The organism is Streptomyces sp. Je 1-4 4N24, from assembly GCF_026239515.1.
Classification (GTDB): Bacteria; Actinomycetota; Actinomycetes; order Streptomycetales; family Streptomycetaceae; genus Streptomyces; species Streptomyces nigrescens.
Genome location: NZ_CP110836.1, coordinates 3,211,686 through 3,230,009, shown reverse-complemented (window position 1 = coordinate 3,230,009; position 18,324 = coordinate 3,211,686). Strand labels below are relative to the sequence as shown.

The following is an 18,324-nucleotide window of genomic DNA, read 5'->3' as shown; positions in this document are numbered from 1 at the left end:
TGCGGGAGTCGGGCCAGGGGCGGGATCCGGCTTCGGCGACCCCGTGTGCGGCTGCGTGGCGGAGGGGCCGGGCGCCGGGTGCGGTTCGGGCTGTGGCGGATCTGGGGCAGCGGGCGCATGGGGTGCCGCGTACGCGTAGGCCGGTGAGGCCGACGGCGCGAACGGAAGGAGGGCGGCCACGACGAGGAGCAGGGTGGCGCGTACGAGGCGTCTGCCGGGCTTCACTTCCCGCCACCGCCATCGGTGCCCGCACCGACGATGCTCTGCAGCACGGTGACCAGGACCGGGGCCAGGATCGCCAGGCCGTAGCCGATGGCCGCGGCTTTCAGGGCCCGCTTGGCGGACTCGACTTCACCAGGGTCGCCGCCGGCCATGAGATAGCGGAAACAGGGTGGCGAGCCCGGAGAGCATGCCGACGACCCAGTTCCGCAGGTTCTTGATCACGGTCGGGATGTCCGCGACCGCCCACACCTGCGGCGGGCTCACCAGCACTACACAGCAGATGAACGCGGTGACGACGGTGAGCCGGACCGTCCAGCGGCCCAACAGCCGGATCAGCCGTCGGCGCGGCCGACGAAGTCTTGCGAGCATGACGGACGCACCTCCAGCAGGCCCAGCACGCGTGGGCAGAGACGAACGCAACGAGAGCGAGGCGGCGCGGCGACCTCATCGATAAGGCGCCGCGCGGTGTGGGGTGAACATGGATCCGGCCCGGGGCCGACCTCCTTCAGGAGCGGCAGCGGGAACACGGGTGCTCGGGTGTCAGCACGAGACGGTGCATCCACCCCACACGACGGCGGCCTGGCAGCAGACCACGAGCGGCCTGCGCCGGGGCCACGGGCCCCGGGTGCATGGCGCGCACCCGGGGGAGCCGTACCCCTAATAGAGACTCACAGCTCGGAAATTGACATCCGCCACTGAATGCCTCCGATCTTCGACTCTTCGACGCCGGCTCTACTGCTCGCGTAGCTGGTGGCGCAGGTGGACGGCCAACTGCTGCTCAGCGGCAGCACGGCGACGGTAGAGCTGACGCACACTCACCCCGCCCTCAGAGGCCAGACGCTGCATCGACTCGCCTCCCAGCCGCGTCCGGGCGATCAACTGCGCCTCGGCGATGCCCACGACCCGGGCCCGCACGGCGTTGACCAACACGCGTACTCGTCTCCCTCCTCACCCACCTCGCCCCCAGGAACGTCGCCGTGGCAGCCAGTGCGATCCGTGCGAGGGGCAGTGCCGGCCAGGCGGCCCAGGTGAGCAGCGTTCTGGCCGGTCTCGCGTTCGGCTCGGCGGCGCGCGGCGTAGGCCAGCCGGTGCACGGCCCGGTCGGCCGCCGCGAACAACTCCCTGGCGGCGTCTGCGGCGTCCGCGTCCACGGAAGGCAGGGCGACGGCGACAGCGGCGAGAGCCTCCTGCTCGACTTCGGCGCGCTCCAGGTGGACCGGGTAGGCAAGGCGGGCCAGCATCCGGCGCAGAACCGGCACGGTCATCGCGACGGCCACCGTGTCCCAGGGCTCACCCAGGCGCTGGGCGCGGCGGATCACCTCACCCCAGGTCTGCTCGCGCAGCACCGGGCAGGTGGCGGCGTGCGCGAGCCGGGTACGGACCTGGTCCACCGGCAGCACGTCCTGCTCAGGCTCCTCACAAACCAGACGCGCCGGCAGCGTCAGCGGCTGCGGCGCAGTGGCAAGCGCGAGGAAGGACTCCTCCAACATCTGCAGCGGCGAGCGGTCGAGCGGACGCGTACAAGCGGCGCGGTGGCTGGCGGAGAGGGAGGTGTGGCGCATGGGCATCTCCTTGCGGGAGTGGCGGACAACGTTCGCCGCAAGCCCTGTCACCGTCCCGTGCCACCCGCGGACCGGCCGCGATCCGGCCTCGCGCGCCAGCCGGACCACTGGCCCGGTCTGTACGAGGGCCAGCCACTGCCCGCCTCCGGTGACCAGCGCTGCTCCCGTAGGGGGATCGCCAGAATCGAACACAAAGAATTTTCGGCACGTCTTCGCTGAACGCGCCGCGCTCTTCGGCGATGGCTCGGCAGTGGCTCGCAGATGGCTCGCCACTGGTCCACCAGTTGGCCGACCTGGGAAAACCGAGAGCCGCCTCTCCCGAACTCCGGTCAAGTGTGACGGTTCTGCCGGTGGGTTCCCGGTTCGAACGCCCTCCGCGGCGACGACAGAAACGCCCGTACGCATCCCTATTACTTCATGTCAGCACCAGACGGTTTGGACCCGCTCCCGGGCGCCATTCGTCAATGTCCTCCACTCACCGCCGAGGTCAAGGCACCGCCCGTCGCCACACCGCTCGCCCCCTGCCGACCACGGTCTGGCTCCCCACCCCCGACCAGCCGGACACCGTGCCCGCACCCGGCGCCGTGCTGCCCAACTGGGCGATCGAGCAGATCCGCACCGAGTTCACTCACGGCCCGGACGAGCCGCCAGCCGCCCTGCTCAAGATCTCCATCCCGGACACCGGACCCGGCATGGATGCGCGTGCCCGCCTGGTCACCTATGGCAACGGCGCGCCGAGCAGGATGACGATGCTGCTCGCCGAGTTTCACCCCGACGTCCTCCCCGCTCCCATCGACAACCTCGCCGGCGGGACCGCCGACGAGATGCCCGGCGCCATGGAAGAGGGCTGGTCCGGCTTCTTCCACCGCGCCCACCGCCTCCTACCAGCCGACGGCCTCCTGCTCCTGGCCACCCGCCAGCGCCGTGACGACGGAATCCTCACCGACCCGCTCGGCTCCCTCATCGCCTGCGCCCGCACCGCCGGGTTCCGCTACCTCCAGCACGTCATCGTCGCCCACGCCCACCCCGCCGACGACCGTCTCGTCCCCACTCCACCCGCCGACGCCAGCCCCGGTGTCATCCACAGCGACCTGATCGCCCTCACCGCAATCCACCACACATGAACCCGAGGAGCCCACTGGTGACGCTTCCCCTCTCGGTGTGGAACACCGCCCCCACCTCAGCCCCCGCCCAGCGCAAGGGCCGCTACGTTCCTGGCTCGGCCGCCCACCCGGCCAAAATGCTCCCGGCCATCGCCGCCCACGCCACCAAGACCTACACACACCCCGGCGACCTTGTCCTCGACCCCATGTGCGGCATCGGAACCACCCTCGTCGAAGCCCTCCACCTCGGCCGCAACGCTCTCGGCATCGAATACGAACCGAAGTGGGCCACCCTCGCCTCACTCAACGCACGCTCCGCCGCACAGCAAAGCAGCACCGGCACCGGCACCGTCCGCTGCGGCGACGCCCGCCACCTCACCGACCTCGCCCCCACCCATACCCGCGGCGAAGTGGCACTCGTAGTCACCTCACCCCCCTACGGGCCCAGCGTCCACGGCCAGGTCCGCTCCACCCGGGACACCGGCGAACGCGGCGTCGTCAAGAAGCACTTCCGCTACGGCCACGACCGCGCCAACCTCGCCCACGTCTCCACCACCCACCTCCTGGAGGCGTTCACCGAGATCCTCACCCAGTGCCGCACCATGCTGCGCCCCGGCGGCACCGCGGTGGTCACCACCCGCCCCTGGCGCGAACGCGGAGAACTCATCGATCTGCCCTCCGCCGTCCTCGCCGCCGGCAAAGCCGCCGGCCTCACACCCGCCGAACGCTGCGTCGCCCTCCTCACGGGCATCCGCGAGAGCCAGCTCGTTTCCCGGCCGTCGTTCTTCCAGATGAAGAACGTCCGCGATGCCCGCCGCCAGGGCATCCCCCTGTCAGTGATCCAGCACGAGGACGTCCTGATCTTCACCCGGCCGGGACAACACGACGCACACACCACGACGACGCAGCACTGCCGCGGCACAACCGTCTCCGCGGCCAGAACTGACCACACCTCGACCTCCACGTCAGCCGTCCGATCCCGCACCTGCGCCGCGAGGGACGGCCGTGCCGGTCGCTGATCGTCCACTCGGCAGCCCGTTCTCCGGGGCCAGCGGCCTGGGCCTCAGGGCCCAGGCCGCACCCGTCACCTGGCACTTGGAGACCACCCCTGGGCGGCAAGACGATCGCGGGCGTGGAGCGAAAGGACGTCGAGGCTTTCGTCGCGGCGCTGGGGAAGAAGCTCGCCGCGAGCACCGTATGCGACCGCATGAAGATGGTCACCAGCCTCTTCCAAACCGTGATCAAGGAGAAGAGAAGGGCGGATGACCCCACTGAGGGCATCAAACTGCCCCGCAGCGCGACGCACGCGGTCGACGAGGACGAGATCCCGACCCTGTACGAGGTCGATCTCATGGCCAAGCAGATTTCCCCCCAGTACCGCCTGACCGTGTACCTGCAGGCCGGGGCGGGCCTGCGCATCAGCGAGACCCTGGCTTTCACTGCTGACTGTGTCCGTGCCGACTTGCTGCGCGTGCGCCGGCAGGTCAGCTCGAAGGCGCACCGCGACGACTGCAAGACCCGCTTCAAACCGCTCAAGCACCGAGCCGAGGGGGAGTATCGGGACGTTCCCCTGCCCGCGTTCCTAGCCGAGGAGATCGACACGCACCTGCGGGAGTGGGGGACGGTAACGGCGGTGGGTATGGAGGTCCTGTTCTCGCCGCGCGACCGGCGCAAGGGAGTCATGCCCACGGCGAACACCTACGCCTACCACTTCAGGAAGGCACTCAAGGCTGCGGGCATCGTCAAGCCGGACGGGAGCCCGAAGTACACGCCGCACGGTCTGCGCCACTTCTTCGCCTCCACCGCGCTCGCCCACGGCATCCCCATCCACGAGGTCTCCCGCTGGCTGGGCCACAAATCGATCAAGACCACCGTCGACGTCTACGGCCATCTCGTCCCCGCCTCCTGGGACCGCTGCCGGACCGTGATGCAGACTGCACTACGCCCCGGATCGCCCACGGCCTAATCGGGCAGGAACGGTGTCGGTCGTGGGCTGGCCCGGCCGCCGGATCGTGCCCAAATCGGACGATCACCGCAGGTGATAGCGGAGCTGTCCATGTTTCGGGGCCGCGGGTTCGAGCCCCCGGCACGAGCTGGCGACTACGGCTGGTCGTGCCACACCTCCAGTGACCTGCGGAGATTCGCTCATCGTGCGGATTTCAGTGCACCTACCGAAGACGCGAGTCGGTTGAAGCGCTGATTGTGCTTCTCTGGCGCTTCACACGCTGCGCAGGTTCTGATCACCGGAGCGCGACGCAGATGGTGACGGCTGAGCCGGCGGGTGTGTGAGGTGGGCGCCTAGGGGAACGGTTTCGGGGTTGACTAGAAAACTCATCGTTTTGATACTCTGACCTGTTGGCGAGGGTCCCGCCACTGGGTGTGGCGGGACCCGCCGAGTGGCTGTCAGCCCCCTCGGCCGGCAAACCGTTTCTGGGGGCTGGCGGTCACGGCCAGTTGCGCAGCCAGATCAACAGGCGGCTGCAGTGGTACGCGGCAGCGCTGAGTGCTCCGATCGCGGAAGCGATCAGGCGGATCTTGTGCCAACGGGCTTCCCCTGGCTGAGCCGGTTCGCGCTCCTTTTCTAAAGGCATGGTTTGTCACCCCCCTCCCATAGCTGGGCGAATCCAGTTGGACCCCAGTTCCGGGAGGGCCACTTGTGGCGTTCCGGAGCATAACGGGCCGCCCGTGGCGAGCGCTTGAGCTGCTAGGCTCCCCCAAGGCGTTAAGGACTGTACGCATGCTCTAGATCAGGCTGCAACCTAGGCACCCCTCACGGGTAGTTGGATACACGACATGCTTCGTGGCGGCGGTCGACGAGGGAAGGGGAGGGGGAGGTCCAGTGACCCGTATATACCGGCTCGGTGAGCTGAGTGAGATCACTCCGAGTCCCTCGAGTGATCAGTTCGAGGGGCTGGATGAGGGGCTGGGTGGCACTCCGGTGATCTCCCCAGGGGACATCATTGACGGGGAAATCGCGGAGCAATCGCTCCTGCGGAGCATGAAAGCAGTGCCGGGTAGCTTGGTGCGGTTTCGGGTCGAGCCCGGAGATTTGATCATGGTCCGCCAGGGCGCGGTGGGACGTATCGCGCTGGTGGAAGAGCGCTCGCGCGGCTGGCTCTACCACTTCGCGTGCATGCGTATCCGTCCGGACCGCACGCGGGTCGAGCCCGGTTATCTGATCGCCTACTTGTCGCACCCGAAGGTGCTGGATCAGCTCATCGCTCGCGCCAACGTGGGCACTGTGACGACAGTCACGGCCCGCATGGTCGAGGAGCTGCCAGTGGCGCTGCCGCTCCTGGCCGAGCAGAGGCTGCTTGCCGGGGCCGTGGCCGAGGTCGACGCCCAGATGAACAACCACCGTCAGGCACTCGCTCGGCTTGGAGCTCTGCGTCCGGCGCTGATCACACACCTGCTCGGTGGAGAGGTCCCCGGTGAGCGCTTGCCCATACCGGCTGTCGCGCCAGGGGCGGCGCGGCGCGGGGCGCGAGGGCCGCGCCCGAGGAGGCTGTCGTAGGCCGCCCCTATCCTTGGGGCGGTCAGGCCGGACAGCCGTCGCGCACGGCGCCGCCGTGCAGGGCCGAGGTGACTTGAGGAACAAGGAGAAATTTTCGTGGCTCAGCTCACGTTGCCGCAGCTGGAGAGGCACCTGTACGCCGCTGCGGACATCCTGCGCGGCAAGATGGACGCCGCGCAGTACCAGGACTACATCTTCGGGATGCTGTTCCTGAAGCGGGCCTCGGACCAGTTCGACGTGGCGCGGAATGCCGCCGTGGAGCGGTTCATGGACCTGGACCTGGAACGGGCCGAGGCCGAGCTGCGGGCCGAGTCCCCCTCGGCGTACCGCTCGCACCAGTTCTTCGTCCCCGAAGTCTCGCGCTGGAAGACGATCAAGGAGACATCGCGCTCCGACCCGGCCGAGGCGTTGAACGTGGCCCTGGGCGGTCTGGAGAACGAGAACCGGTCGCTGGATGGTGTGCTTGGCTACATCGACTTCAAACGCGGATCGGGCAACACCAAGCTGAGTAAGCCTGTCCTTCAGGCGCTGATCGACCACTTCGACCAGTACCGGCTGAGCAACGACGACTTCGAGTTCCCTGACCTGCTCGGCTACGCCTACGAGTACCTGATCGGCGAGTTCGCCGATGAGGGCGGCAAGAAGGGCGGGCAGTTTTACACCCCCCGCTCCGTGATCCGCATGATGAACCAGCTCGTCCAGCCCGAAGAGGGCATGTCGGTCTACGACCCGTGCTGCGGTTCGGGCGGCATGCTGATCCTCGCCAAGGAGTACGTGCAGGAGCACGGCGGGGATGCCGCCCACGTCTCTGTCTTCGGGCAGGAGGACAACGGCAGTGCGTGGGCGATGGCCCGTATGAACCTGCTACTGCACGAGGTCGCCGACGGCGACATCCGGCACGGTGACACCCTCGCTGACCCCAAGCACGCCACCCCCAACGGCGAGCTGTTGCGCTTCGACCGCATCCTCACCAACCCGCCCTTTGCGCAGAACTACCGCATCAAGGACATGCAGCACCGAGAGCGGATGGGCTACGGTTGGTGCCCCGAGTCGGGCAAGAAGGCCGACCTGATGTTCATCCAGCACGTGCTGGCTGTCCTCAAGGCTGACGGCGTCGCTGCCTCCGTCATGCCGCACGGAGTCCTCTTCCGTGGTGGCGCCGAACAGGACATCCGCCGTCAGATCATCGAGGACCGGCGGCTTGAGGCCGTCATCGGAGTCGGGCCCAACGTCTTCTACGGCACCGGTATCCCTGCCTGCATCCTCGTCCTGCGTGGACGCGACGGCGCTCCCGAAGGCCGCCGGAACGGGGTTCTGTTCATCAACGCAGACCGCGAGGTCACCGCCGGCCGTGCCCAGAACCTCCTTGAAGCCCAGCACGCCGAAAAGATCGTCTCCGCATACCGTGGCTGGCATGGCATCGAGAACTTCGCGCGCGTCGTGCCCTTTGAGGAGCTGGAGAAGAACGACTACAACCTCAACATCCGTCGTTACGTCGACAACACCCCGCCTCCCGAGCCGCAGGACGTTCGAGCGCACCTCTACGGCGGCGTGCCCAAGAGTGAGGTCCGTGGCTGCGCCCGCCAGTTTGGTGCCTTCGGCATCGACCCTGGCAGCCAGCTCTTCCGCGAACGGGATCAGGACTACTACGACTTCCCTGAGGAAGGCTACGAGGCCGTCGCCGATCGCATCCCTGAGCTCGCCGCTGCGCGGGAGGCCGAACTCAGTGCCGCCTTCGACATCTGGTGGAAGGAGCACCGCAGCCGGCTCGACGAACTCCCCAAGCACCAGCAGCTCGCTGACACGCGCGCCGAACTCCTCGACACCTTCACTCAGGCCCTGGAGCCGCTGAAGGTCCTGGACAAGTACCAGCTCGCCGGCACCGTGGCTGCCTGGTGGTTCGACTGCCGCAACGACCTGCGTAGCCTCGCCCTCACCGGCTTCCCTGGCGTCATCGACCGCTGGGTCACCAGCATCGAATCCGCCTTCGCTGAACCACCGGAAGGCGCAGATACCAAGACCAGAGCCCGCATCCGCGCCGCCCAGCGCAAGGCCCGCGAACACCGCCTCGTACCGGAACTGATCCCGGCTTACGTGGAGCGGCTGGAGACCGCCGAGGCACTCGTCGCCGAACTCGACGCCAAGGTCAAGGCGGGCTCCCCGCCCAAGAAGCCCAAGGGTGCCGACGGAGACGACGAAGAAGAGCCCGACCTGACCGGCGTGCTGCCGCCCAAGGAACTCGCCAAGCTGAAGAAGCAGCTCACCGAAGCCAAGAAAGACCTGGCGGTGGTCAGGGCTCGATTCCTCACCGAGCTGCGCGAAGCCGCCGATAAGCTCACCTCTGATCAGGCCCAGGACATCGTCCTCGGCTTCCTGAAGGCCGACCTCCGCGCCCGGATGGACCGCTTTGTAGCCACCGACCGCCGAGCCCTGGTCGACGCCTACCGCAACTGGGGCGACAAATACGCCGTCACGTTGCAGGATCTGCAACGTGAACGGGAAGCATCCGCGAAGCGGCTGCGGGGGTACCTGGAGGACCTGGGCTATGCGTGATGGCTGGCGACGGGTGGCGCTGGGAGACATCCTGAAACTGCGTTCAGAGCGCATACATCGAGTGGCCACTCTGCTCTCTGTCACGGCGGAGCGAGGTGTTATCCGACAGACCGAGAGCGGCAGGCGTGACTCATCTAGCGCAGACAAAAGCCTATATTTGGACGTACACCCAGGCGACATCGTATACAACACGATGCGGATGTGGCAGGGGGTATCCGGAGTGGCGCCCCAAGCCGGAATCGTGAGCCCTGCATATACGGTGTGCCGGCCTGAGGGAGGGGTTCATGCTCCATTCGTGGGATTCTTGCTCAAAGAGCCGTGCCTGGTGAATCAGTTTTACAGGAACTCGCAGGGGCTCGTTAGCGACACATGGAATCTCCGGTACCACGAGTTCAAGGCCATCGAAATCATGCTGCCATCGTTGGAAGAGCAGCGGTGCATTGCTGAGATCCTTGACGAAGTGGACGCGCAGATTGGCCACGCGAAGCGCCAGCGGGAGAAGCTGATGGTCGCCGCTGCAGCTGACGCCGCGCATGTGTTGCGTGAAATTTCAGCCGACCCAGGCGTCAAATGGACTGCGCTCGACCAACTGGCCGAGATTTCGGCTGGCGTAACGCTGGGAGGTGAGGAGCCGGAAACCGATGCGGTATCCCTCCCATACCTGCGTGTTGCTAATGTTCAGGATGGGTTTATCGACACCACGGACATCAAATATGTCACGGTTCGTAACGGTGAAATTGAGCGGTACCGACTTCAGGTCGGAGATGTGCTGCTGACTGAAGGTGGAGATCTCGACAAATTGGGACGTGGAGGTGTGTGGGGCGGGACAATTGACCCCTGTCTGCATCAGAATCACGTCTTCAAGGTTCGATGTGATTCGACAAAGGTTCTTCCTCAATTCCTGGCCGAGTACCTTGCTTCACCAAGCGGTAAGAGATATTTCCTCGGCGTCGCGAAGCAGACGACAAATCTCGCAAGTATCAACTCGACCCAGGTCAAGTGCGCCCCGATCCCGCTGGTGCCATTGGAGGGACAGAGGAGAGTCCTGGCTTCGCTTGAAGAATGGACACAGCGGATCTCCGTGGCCGACCGGGACATCCAGAAGATGTCAGCTCTCAGAAAGGGCTTGGCGAAGCGGCTGCTGAACGCTGCCGGGTCAGCCTGCACGTCCTGACTGGCCAAACGTGAGATACAGCGACCTTTCGCCCCGGTGTAAAGGAGTCCTCAGTGACTGAGTCCGGTCCCGAATTCACGTTCGTCGAGAATCCGCTGATCGCGCAGTTGACAAGCGACGACATGGGGTGGCGGCATGTACGCGGGACGACCGGTGTTGAGCTGCAGCCGCCCGGAATACCTCCTTATGTCCGCCGCGGTTACGACGACTCCGTTCTCGAGGGGATCTTGCGGGCGAAGCTCATAGAGCTGAACCGGCGGCCGGACGGGAACCCGTGGGTGGATGAGGCGCGCGCGGACCAAGCCGTGTCCGCGTTGACGCGGGGGGCGGTCGCGGTCGGCGGGGGGCTGGTAGCGGCGAACGAGGCCGTCACCAGGTATCTGCTCGATGGCGTTGACGTTCCCGGGTTCGAGGACTGGGACGGGGGGCGGAACCAGACAGTGCGGTTCATCGACTGGCAGCACCCGGAGCGAAACGACTTCCTGGCAGTTTCGCAGTTCCGTATGACGATCCCGGGCAGTGGTGGGGAGACGATCGCCCCGGATCTGGTGCTGTTCGTGAACGGCATCCCGCTGGTCGTCATCGAGTGCAAGAAGCCCATTGCGCAGGGCGGCAATATTTTTGACGCAGTGGAGCAGCTCCAGCGCTACGCGAACCGGCGGGACTCCACTGTCCCGGAGGGCAGTGAACGGCTCTTTCGTACGGTGCAGTTGACGGTGGCCACTACCGGGGATCGGGCGCGGCTGGGTACGTTCACCGCGCGGCGGCAGGACTACGTGGTGTGGCGGGACCCGTATCCACTCAAGGCGAAGGACATTGCCGCGCGCAGCTATGTTCTTGAGGATCGGGGTGCCACGGCGCAGAAGGTGCTGGCGGCAGGGGTGCTGCACCCGCACCGGCTGTTGGACATCGTGAGGAACTTCGTGCTGTTCCGGGATGTGGAGGTCGCTGAGGGGCGCACGGCTCGGGTGAAGATTGGGCCTCGTTATCAGCAGTACCGGGCGGTCGCGAAGGCCGTCGCGCGGTTGCAGCGCGGTGAGACGAAGGCCGTGCACGGCAAGGATGACAAGCGGGGCGGGATCGTCTGGCATACCCAGGGCTCGGGCAAGTCGCTGACGATGGTGTTCCTGGTGCGCAAGCTGCGCTCCACGCCGGGACTGGAGCACCTGAAGGTTGTCGTGGTTACCGACCGCAAGCAGCTGCAGCAGCAGTTGTCGGAGACGGCCACCCTGACCGGTGAGAAGCCGGACACGGTCACCCGGGCGGATCAGGTGCCGGTGGTGCTTGCCCGACACGGCGCCGGCCTGGTCTTCGTAATGATTCAGAAGCAGCAGGACGCGGAGAAGACCCGCGCGGAGCGCGCCAAGTCGGCGGCGAAGAAGAAGGTTGCAGGCTGGGGACTCGTCAATAACGACGAGAGCATTGTGATCCTCGTCGACGAGGCACACCGCTCGCACAGCTCCAGCCTGCACGACAACCTGACGGAGTCGCTGCCGAACGCCGCGCGGATCGGTTTCACCGGCACACCGATCCTGATGAACCGGCGGAAGCTGACCGAGACCACCTTCGGGGAGTTCATCGACAAATACCGGATCGCAGACGCCGAGGAGGATGGCGCGATCGTCCCGATCTACTACGAGGGGCACATCGCCAGGGGTGCGGTCGAGGACGGTGCCGCGCTGGACGAGGCGATGGAGGAGGAGTTCGAGGAACTCACCGACGAGGAATACGAGCAGCTCCAGAAGCGCTACGCGACCTCCACTGCCGTGCTCAGCGCCGACGACATGATTCGGCGTAAGGCCCGCCACATGCTGCGCCACTATGTACAGAGCGTGCTGCCTGAAGGGTTTAAGGCGCAGGTCGTTGCTCACTCTCGGGGTATCGCTGTGTGCTACCGCGAAGCGCTCCAGGACGCGCGGGACGAGCTCGTGGCCGAGGTGGAGGCTCTGTCTGAAGAGCGGGTTCAGCGGCTGCTGGAGAAGAAGCCTGAGGAACTCAAGCCGAAGCAGAAGACGTTGGTGGCCGCGTACGAGAACCTGCGCCTGCTGAAGGCGATCGACTTCGTGCCCATCATCTCCGAAGGGCAGAACGATCTGGACAACTGGAAGGAGTGGACGAAGGAGTCGACGCACAAGAAGGCGGAGAAGTCCTTCCTCAGTCCCTTCCCAGAACCCGACCAGCTGGATGGTACGCGCCGTCCCGTTGCATTCCTCATCGTGCGGACCATGCTGCTGACCGGTTTCGACGCCCCCATCGAGCAGGTCATGTACTTGGACCGGCGGATGAAGGAGGCCGAACTCCTCCAAGCGGTCGCCCGCGTCAACCGCACCGCTGATGGCAAGAGCGCCGGGCTGGTTGTGGACTACGCCGGAGTCGCCACCGCCCTCAAACAAGCGATGGACCAGTACGCCGTCGACGAGCGCGAGGGCAAGCCCATCGACTTCGAGGTCGAGGAGCACAAGCTGGAGACCCAGAGCACGGCCCTGCGCCAGCACTTCGGCCTTCCCCGCGATCTCATCGACCCTGATGACATCGAGGCCGTCGACCGCCGGGTGGACTTGCTGGAGGACGAGCAGCGCCGTATCACCTTTCGCGCCCTGTTGCGTGACTTCCTGGAGACCTACACCGTCGTCACCCCCCGGGAATCGGCCCGTCCCTATGCGGAGGCCGTACGACTGTTCACCTTCATCGCCCAGCTGGCCCGGCAACGCTTCAGCGAGGCGGATGCCTTCGATCCGGCGGCCTACGGCAAGAAGGTCCAGCAGCTCATCAACCAGCACGTCCATTCCCTCGGGGTGGACAAGATGATCGAGCCCACCCGGCTCACCTCCGAGGACTTCAACACCAAGGTCCGGCAGCTTCCCGGTAGCCGCGCGAAGGCGTCCATGATGCGGCACGCCCTCCGCAACCACATTGACCTGAACTTTGGCAGGAACCCCGCTGCTTATGCCGCGCTGCGCAAGCGGGTGGAAGAGATTCTCAAGAAGCACGCCGACGACTGGGACGCCCAACTGGCGGCATTCCAACGTCTCGCTCAGGAAGTCAAGGACAAGGAAGGCGGCGTCGGCTCAGACCTACCCGAGGACGTGCGCAGCCTCAGCCCGCTGGAACAGGCCATTTACCAGCAGCTCACCAGCGTGCTGACCGATGGTGTGATCGGAAACGAGATACGCGGGGCCTTCGTCGTCCTGGCTCAGAAGGTGCACGACCTGGCGGTGCACTACAGCGCCAAGCCCGACTTCTGGACCAATCCCGCAGCCCAGCACGACTTCCGTACCGATATCTGGATGGAGGCCGTGGCCTGCCCGCACACCCGGGAGAAAGCCGATCCCCTTGCCGACGCACTCCGCGACATCGTCCACCACAACCGCAAGGACGTCGGCCGCCACCGTGCCTGACCTTCCCGAACGGGTGAACGAGAACGACGGCCCGCTGCACGTCGGCGGGCTGACCATCCATCTGGCCCCTGCCTCGGGGCGAACTGGCGTCCGTGTCACCGTCGAACGCGACGCCCGCATCGTCGCCAAGGTGCCCACAGACGCCGATCGAGACGCGCTTGCCGCCCTAATCCGCACGCGGCTGGCCTGGCTCTACACCAAGGTCGACACCCGCCGTGCTGAAGCATCCGAACGCCCCCGACGACGTTTCATCGATGGCGAAGGCTTTTGGTACCTCGGTCGCAGCCACCGCCTCAAACTCACCGACGACCCCGCAGCTTCCCCTGTCGCGCTGAAGAACGGCCGTTTCCACTTGCGCCGCGACCACCGCGACACCGCCGAGCACGACCTTGTCGCCTGGTATACCGCCCGCGGCCGGGACTGGCTTCCTGAGCGTATGCGTCCTTGGGCCCAGCGCATGGACACCCCAACGGTTGCCCTGAATGTCCGCCCTCTCGGCTACCGCTGGGGCTCCTGTTCCCATAGCGGCACCGTCAACATCCACTGGGCCTCCATGCAGATGCCCATTCGCCTGATCGACTACGTCCTCGTCCATGAGCTCGCCCACCTTCAGCATCCGCACCACACTCCAGAGTTTTGGCGCGCCGTCGGCCGCACGCTCACTGACTACGAACATTGCCGTCGCGAACTCGATGACTGGGGAGCAGGAATCTGGCTGCCGGAGGCATGAAGTACCTGAGCACGCAACCACGGTGCGAATAAGGACTGCCGGCACCCCGTCTCGCACGGTACCCCCGTGGCATTCCGTTACAGTGCGTACATGGTGGACCGTTTCGAAATGCACTCTGGCTGACGTCGTACCCCTGCTCGTCCAAGCCCATGACGAAATAGCCCCAAGGAAGGTCAGTGTCCGACATTTTGCTGTAGGAGCTGACGGGCTGGGTGGCATGGACGTCCGAGCTGCGCGCACCTTTCCTCGAAGTCCGACGGAAGCCAGCCGCCGTTTATTAGCCGCGGGTGGTACGGGAAGGCGGTACGGGCGGCGAGTACGAATGCCAGGGATGCCCAGTGTGTGCGGAAACGGGACACCTTCTGCTGGCCGTTGACGTCGTTGTGGAAACCCACTTCGAGAAGGTCCGGTGCAACGAGGTCAGCTGATTTCAGTGCCTTCCAGGCCAGTGTTGAGCGGTAGACGTGATGGCCGAAGTGCAGGTACCTCGGGGTGAGGGTGAGGTGCCCGGTGGCGTCCGTCACCCAGCGGGGTTGGGCGTCGGCTTCAGCGGCCCGGCGGCGGGAAGCGTTGCCCAGTGCGGTTATGGCCATGTTGCCGAGCACGAACGTTGGTTTGCCGACGGCGACCATGCCGACATGTCGGTAGCGGCCGTTTCCCAGAGCCCGCCAGCTCAGCCTCTGCGCTGGACCGGTAGCCAAGGCCCACTCCCCGGGCTCCAGCGGAACCGGGGTAGCCACTGGGATCGGGGGTCGCCCCTGCAACCAGGCCGTGATGAGGCGGCAGGTATGCCACAGGTCATCGTCCAGAGGCGTCCAGGAGGGCTGCCTAGCACGCTTCACGCGCGGGGTCTCCTTTCGTAAAGCGCGAATTTCACGGGCTTGGTGCCTTACGCGGTATCGCAGCCTATTGCATCAACTGCCAGGACAGGGTGGCTCGTTCGCGTCGCGACTGCAGAATTGCGGTCCCGAAGCCGATGCAGTCGGTGATTGTGGTGCGCCTTCGCCCGCGCGGAGGGAACGGGGTGTGTGTGCAGGCAACGGCTGGTCACGGGAAGGCGGTGCCCCTCCATGCGCCCCATGTTCAGCCCCGGCCGGGCACTGCCGATACAGGCGTATGGCCTCGGTGTTCCAGCGTTGCAGGACCGGCAAGCGCAGCAAGCACTATCCGTGTGAGAAGCCGCGCTGCGGGCACCCGTGGACGGTCCGGTACCGGGAGCCGGGGGGACAGACGGGCCGTCAGCGCGAGGTGAGCTTCCCGATGAAGACCCAGGCCCGGCAGTTCGCCGCGCGGGCCGAGCACCTCAAGAACCAAGGACTCTTCCTGGACCCCAAGCGCGGTGCCGTCACCGTCCGCGCATACGCCGCGGACTGGCTGGAGCGCCGGCTCGTCGGGGAGAACACCCACCGCAACTACGACAGCTTCCTACGTCTCCACCTCCTGCCGCAGCTGGGCCGCAAGACGCTCGCCGGCGTGGAGCGGGCGGACATCGACCGGTTCGTCGCCGCCCTCAGCGCCAAGCTTTCGGCGAGCACGGTGCACGACCGCATGACGCTGGTCCGCAATCTGTTCCAGACCGCGGTGGACGAACGGCGCATCCCCCGCAGCCCGGTGGACGGTGCCAAACTCCCACGGGTCGGCTCCGGCGCGGTCGACGAGGACGCGATCCCGACCCGCGAAGAGGTCGACCTCATCGCCCGGCACATCGAGCCGTACTACCGGCTGTCGGTCTACCTGCAGGCCGGCGCGGGCCTGCGGGTCAGCGAGGCCCTCGCCTTCGCCACCCAGTGCCGTCGCTCCGGTGCCCTCCGGCTACGGGAGCAGGTGAGCCGCACAGCGCACCGCGCCGACTGCCCGGACCGCTTCGGCCCCCTCAAACACCGCACCCCCGGCGCATACCGCGACGTCCCGCTGGCCGCCTTCCTGGAGCAGGAGATCGACACGCACCTACGGCGCTGGGGCGCCACCCCGGTGGGCTGCCGGGATGTGCTCTTCGCCCGGCGTGGAGCGGCCACGGGCGCCATGCCGACGGCGACCACCTACGGCCCCGCCTTCCGGCGGGCGGTGCGGGCGGCCGGCCTCCTCGGTCGGGACCGGGCTCCCAAGTACACCCCGCATACCCTGCGCCACTTCTTCGCCTCCACCGCGCTGGCGCACGGGGTCCCCGTCCACGAGGTCTCCCGGTGGCTCGGGCACACGTCGATCAAGACGACGGTCGACATCTACGGGCACCTGGTGCCCGCCGCGTGGGAGCGCTGCCGGCAGGCCCTTGACCAGGCGCTGGGCCCGGCGCCGGCCGACGCGCCCGCGGCGGCGCCGGCGGTCGCCCACCGGACCGCCCCGGCTGCTGGATCGCCGCTGGATCCGGTCGGCGGAATCCGGGTCTGCGCAGGTGACAGCGCTGGTGCCGACATTCCGGTTCAACGTCTAGCCCACGCCGGAGTATTGGCGTAGCGATCTGGAACACGTCCAGGTCGGGCGGGGTCGGTTCCCTTCGGGGCCGGCCCCGTTTCTGCGTCTGTGCCGAGGCCCCGGTGTCACGGCGGATCCGGCTGTCGGATCCAGCCGAGCGAGCGCTCGACCGCGCGCTGCCAGTTCTCGTACTCCGAGCGCCGACGCTGGGGGTCCATGTCCGGCAGCCACTGGGCGGCGCGGTGCCAGTTGCGGCGCAGGACCTCCAGGTCGGGCCAGTAGCCGGCGGCGAGGCCGGCGGCGTAGGCGGCGCCCAGGGAGACCGTCTCGACGGCCATGGGGCGCACCACGGGGACATCGAGCACGTCGGCCAGGAACTGCATGAGCAGGTTGTCGGAGGTCATACCGCCGTCCACCTTGAGCACCTTCAGGGCGAGCGAGGAGTCGGCGTTCATGGCGTCGACCACCTCCCGGGTCTGCCAGCCGGTGGCCTCCAGTACGGCTCGGGCCAGGTGGCCCTTGGTGATGTAGGAGGTGAGGCCGACGATGACTCCGCGGGCGTCGCTGCGCCAGTGCGGTGCGTACAGGCCGGAGAACGCCGGGACGATGTAGCAGCCGCCGTTGTTCTCGACGGTGCGCGCGAGCGTCTCGATCTCGGGGGCGCTGCCGATCAGCCCCAGCCGGTCGCGGAACCACTGGACCAGCGCGCCGGTGACGGCGATCGGGCCTTCGAGTGCGTAGACCGCGGGCTGGTCCTCGATCTTGTAGGCGACGGTGGTGAGCAGTCCGTGCCGGGACCGTACGAGGTCGGTGCCGGTGTTGAGCAGCAGGAAGCTGCCGGTTCCGTAGGTGCACTTCGCCTCGCCGGGGGCGAAGCAGGTCTGTCCGAACAGCGCCGCCTGCTGGTCGCCGAGTGCCGCGGCGATGCGGACGCCCGGAAGGACGGAACGGGCGGTGCCGTAGGTCTCGGCCGAGGAGCGGATCTCCGGGAGCATCGGGCGGGGGACCCCGAAGAACGCCAGCAGTTCCTCGTCCCAGTCGAGGGTGCTGATGTTCATGAGCATGGTGCGGCTGGCGTTGGTGACGTCGGTGAGGTGCAGACCGCCGGCCGGTCCGCCGGTGAGGTTCCAGATCAGCCAGCTCTCCATCGTGCCGAACAGCACCTCGCCGTCCTCGGCGCGCTGCCGCAGCCCGTCGACATGGTCGAACAGCCAGCGGATCCGGGGGGCGGAGAAGTAGGTGGAAGGGCGCAGACAGCAGCGTTGGAGGAAGAACTCGTCCCCGGGCCGGCTGCTGAGCTCCTCGACCAGCGGGGCCGTACGGGTGTCCTGCCAGACGATCGCCCTGCCCAGCGGGGTGCCCGTACGCCGGTCCCACAGCACGGTCGTTTCGCGCTGGTTGGCGATCCCGACGGCGGCGACCTCCTCGGGGCGGACATCGGCGTCGGAGAGCGCGTGCGGCACCACCCGCTGCAGGGTGTGCCAGATCTCGACGGCGTCGTGCTCGACCCAGCCGGGCTGAGGGAAGTGCTGCTGGTGCTCCCGCTGGGCGACCGACACCAGCCGCCCCTGGTGGTCGAACAGGATGCACCGGGTGGAGGTGGTGCCCTGGTCGATGGACATCACATACCGCTCAACCATGATCAGCCTTCCGTTG

11 protein-coding genes and 2 pseudogenes are annotated in these 18,324 nt (G+C 66.9%); 9 read left to right on the top strand and 4 right to left on the bottom strand.

Translation table 11 applies throughout. The features are described from left to right. Positions 1 to 221 precede the first annotated feature (221 nt). Positions 222 to 591 (bottom strand): annotated as a pseudogene (locus SLV14N_RS13675) (pilin). Between the two features lie 363 nt (positions 592 to 954). Continuing rightward, positions 955 to 1,784 (bottom strand): annotated as a pseudogene (locus SLV14N_RS13670) (hypothetical protein). A 464-nt stretch (positions 1,785 to 2,248) separates the two neighbouring features. Between SLV14N_RS13670 and SLV14N_RS13665 the strand changes: the two are divergent. From SLV14N_RS13665 to SLV14N_RS13630, 8 genes are all read left to right on the top strand, one after another. Then, positions 2,249 to 2,908: a hypothetical protein gene (locus tag SLV14N_RS13665; protein WP_263269467.1), complete on the top strand. Its 660-nt coding sequence runs from the start codon at positions 2,249 to 2,251 to the stop codon at positions 2,906 to 2,908. Positions 2,909 to 2,925: 17 nt separating this feature from the next. Continuing rightward, entirely contained in the window at positions 2,926 to 3,906 is a 981-nt protein-coding gene (locus SLV14N_RS13660; RefSeq protein ID WP_263269466.1) for a TRM11 family methyltransferase, read from the top strand. Positions 3,907 to 4,019: 113 nt separating this feature from the next. Beyond that, on the top strand, positions 4,020 to 4,853 hold the full coding sequence (locus tag SLV14N_RS13655; protein ID WP_263269465.1) for a site-specific integrase: 834 nt from the start codon (positions 4,020 to 4,022) through the stop codon (positions 4,851 to 4,853). A gap of 873 nt (positions 4,854 to 5,726) precedes the next feature. Beyond that, positions 5,727 to 6,401, top strand: a complete 675-nt coding sequence (locus tag SLV14N_RS13650; protein WP_263269463.1) for a restriction endonuclease subunit S — start codon at positions 5,727 to 5,729, stop codon at positions 6,399 to 6,401. Between the two features lie 96 nt (positions 6,402 to 6,497). Then, positions 6,498 to 8,954: a type I restriction-modification system subunit M gene (locus SLV14N_RS13645; RefSeq protein ID WP_263269461.1), complete on the top strand. Its 2,457-nt coding sequence runs from the start codon at positions 6,498 to 6,500 to the stop codon at positions 8,952 to 8,954. Between the two features lie 295 nt (positions 8,955 to 9,249). Beyond that, positions 9,250 to 10,128, top strand: a complete 879-nt coding sequence (locus SLV14N_RS13640; protein WP_263269460.1) for a restriction endonuclease subunit S — start codon at positions 9,250 to 9,252, stop codon at positions 10,126 to 10,128. A 53-nt stretch (positions 10,129 to 10,181) separates the two neighbouring features. Continuing rightward, on the top strand, positions 10,182 to 13,526 hold the full coding sequence (locus SLV14N_RS13635; RefSeq protein WP_263269459.1) for a type I restriction endonuclease subunit R: 3,345 nt from the start codon (positions 10,182 to 10,184) through the stop codon (positions 13,524 to 13,526). Further along, positions 13,519 to 14,256, top strand: a complete 738-nt coding sequence (locus SLV14N_RS13630; RefSeq protein ID WP_263269457.1) for a M48 family metallopeptidase — start codon at positions 13,519 to 13,521, stop codon at positions 14,254 to 14,256. The genes SLV14N_RS13635 and SLV14N_RS13630 overlap by 8 nt, the downstream gene beginning before the upstream one ends. Before the next feature lie 173 nt (positions 14,257 to 14,429). On the opposite strand, the gene SLV14N_RS13625 is transcribed toward SLV14N_RS13630, so the two are convergent. Further along, the gene (locus SLV14N_RS13625) at positions 14,430 to 14,957 is read right to left on the bottom strand and encodes a hypothetical protein (RefSeq protein WP_263269455.1); all 528 of its coding nucleotides are present in this window, start codon (positions 14,955 to 14,957) and stop codon (positions 14,430 to 14,432) included. 559 nt (positions 14,958 to 15,516) lie between these two features. On the opposite strand from SLV14N_RS13625, the gene SLV14N_RS13620 reads away from it, so the two are divergent. Then, complete coding sequence (locus SLV14N_RS13620; RefSeq protein WP_263269454.1) at positions 15,517 to 16,710, top strand: site-specific integrase; 1,194 nt, start codon at positions 15,517 to 15,519, stop codon at positions 16,708 to 16,710. 83 nt (positions 16,711 to 16,793) lie between these two features. On the opposite strand, the gene glpK is transcribed toward SLV14N_RS13620, so the two are convergent. Next, positions 16,794 to 18,308, bottom strand: a complete 1,515-nt coding sequence (glpK, locus tag SLV14N_RS13615; protein WP_263269453.1) for a glycerol kinase GlpK — start codon at positions 18,306 to 18,308, stop codon at positions 16,794 to 16,796. Positions 18,309 to 18,324: the final 16 nt, after the last annotated feature.

What these genes read in the sequence shown, in the direction of transcription:
- SLV14N_RS13665 (WP_263269467.1), top strand. Translation starts at nt 2,249, where the DNA reads ATGTCCTCCACTCACCGCCGAGGTCAAGGCACCGCCCGTCGCCACACC.
- SLV14N_RS13620 (WP_263269454.1), top strand. Translation starts at nt 15,517, where the DNA reads ATGAAGACCCAGGCCCGGCAGTTCGCCGCGCGGGCCGAGCACCTCAAG.
- glpK (WP_263269453.1), bottom strand. Translation starts at nt 18,308, where the DNA reads ATGGTTGAGCGGTATGTGATGTCCATCGACCAGGGCACCACCTCCACC.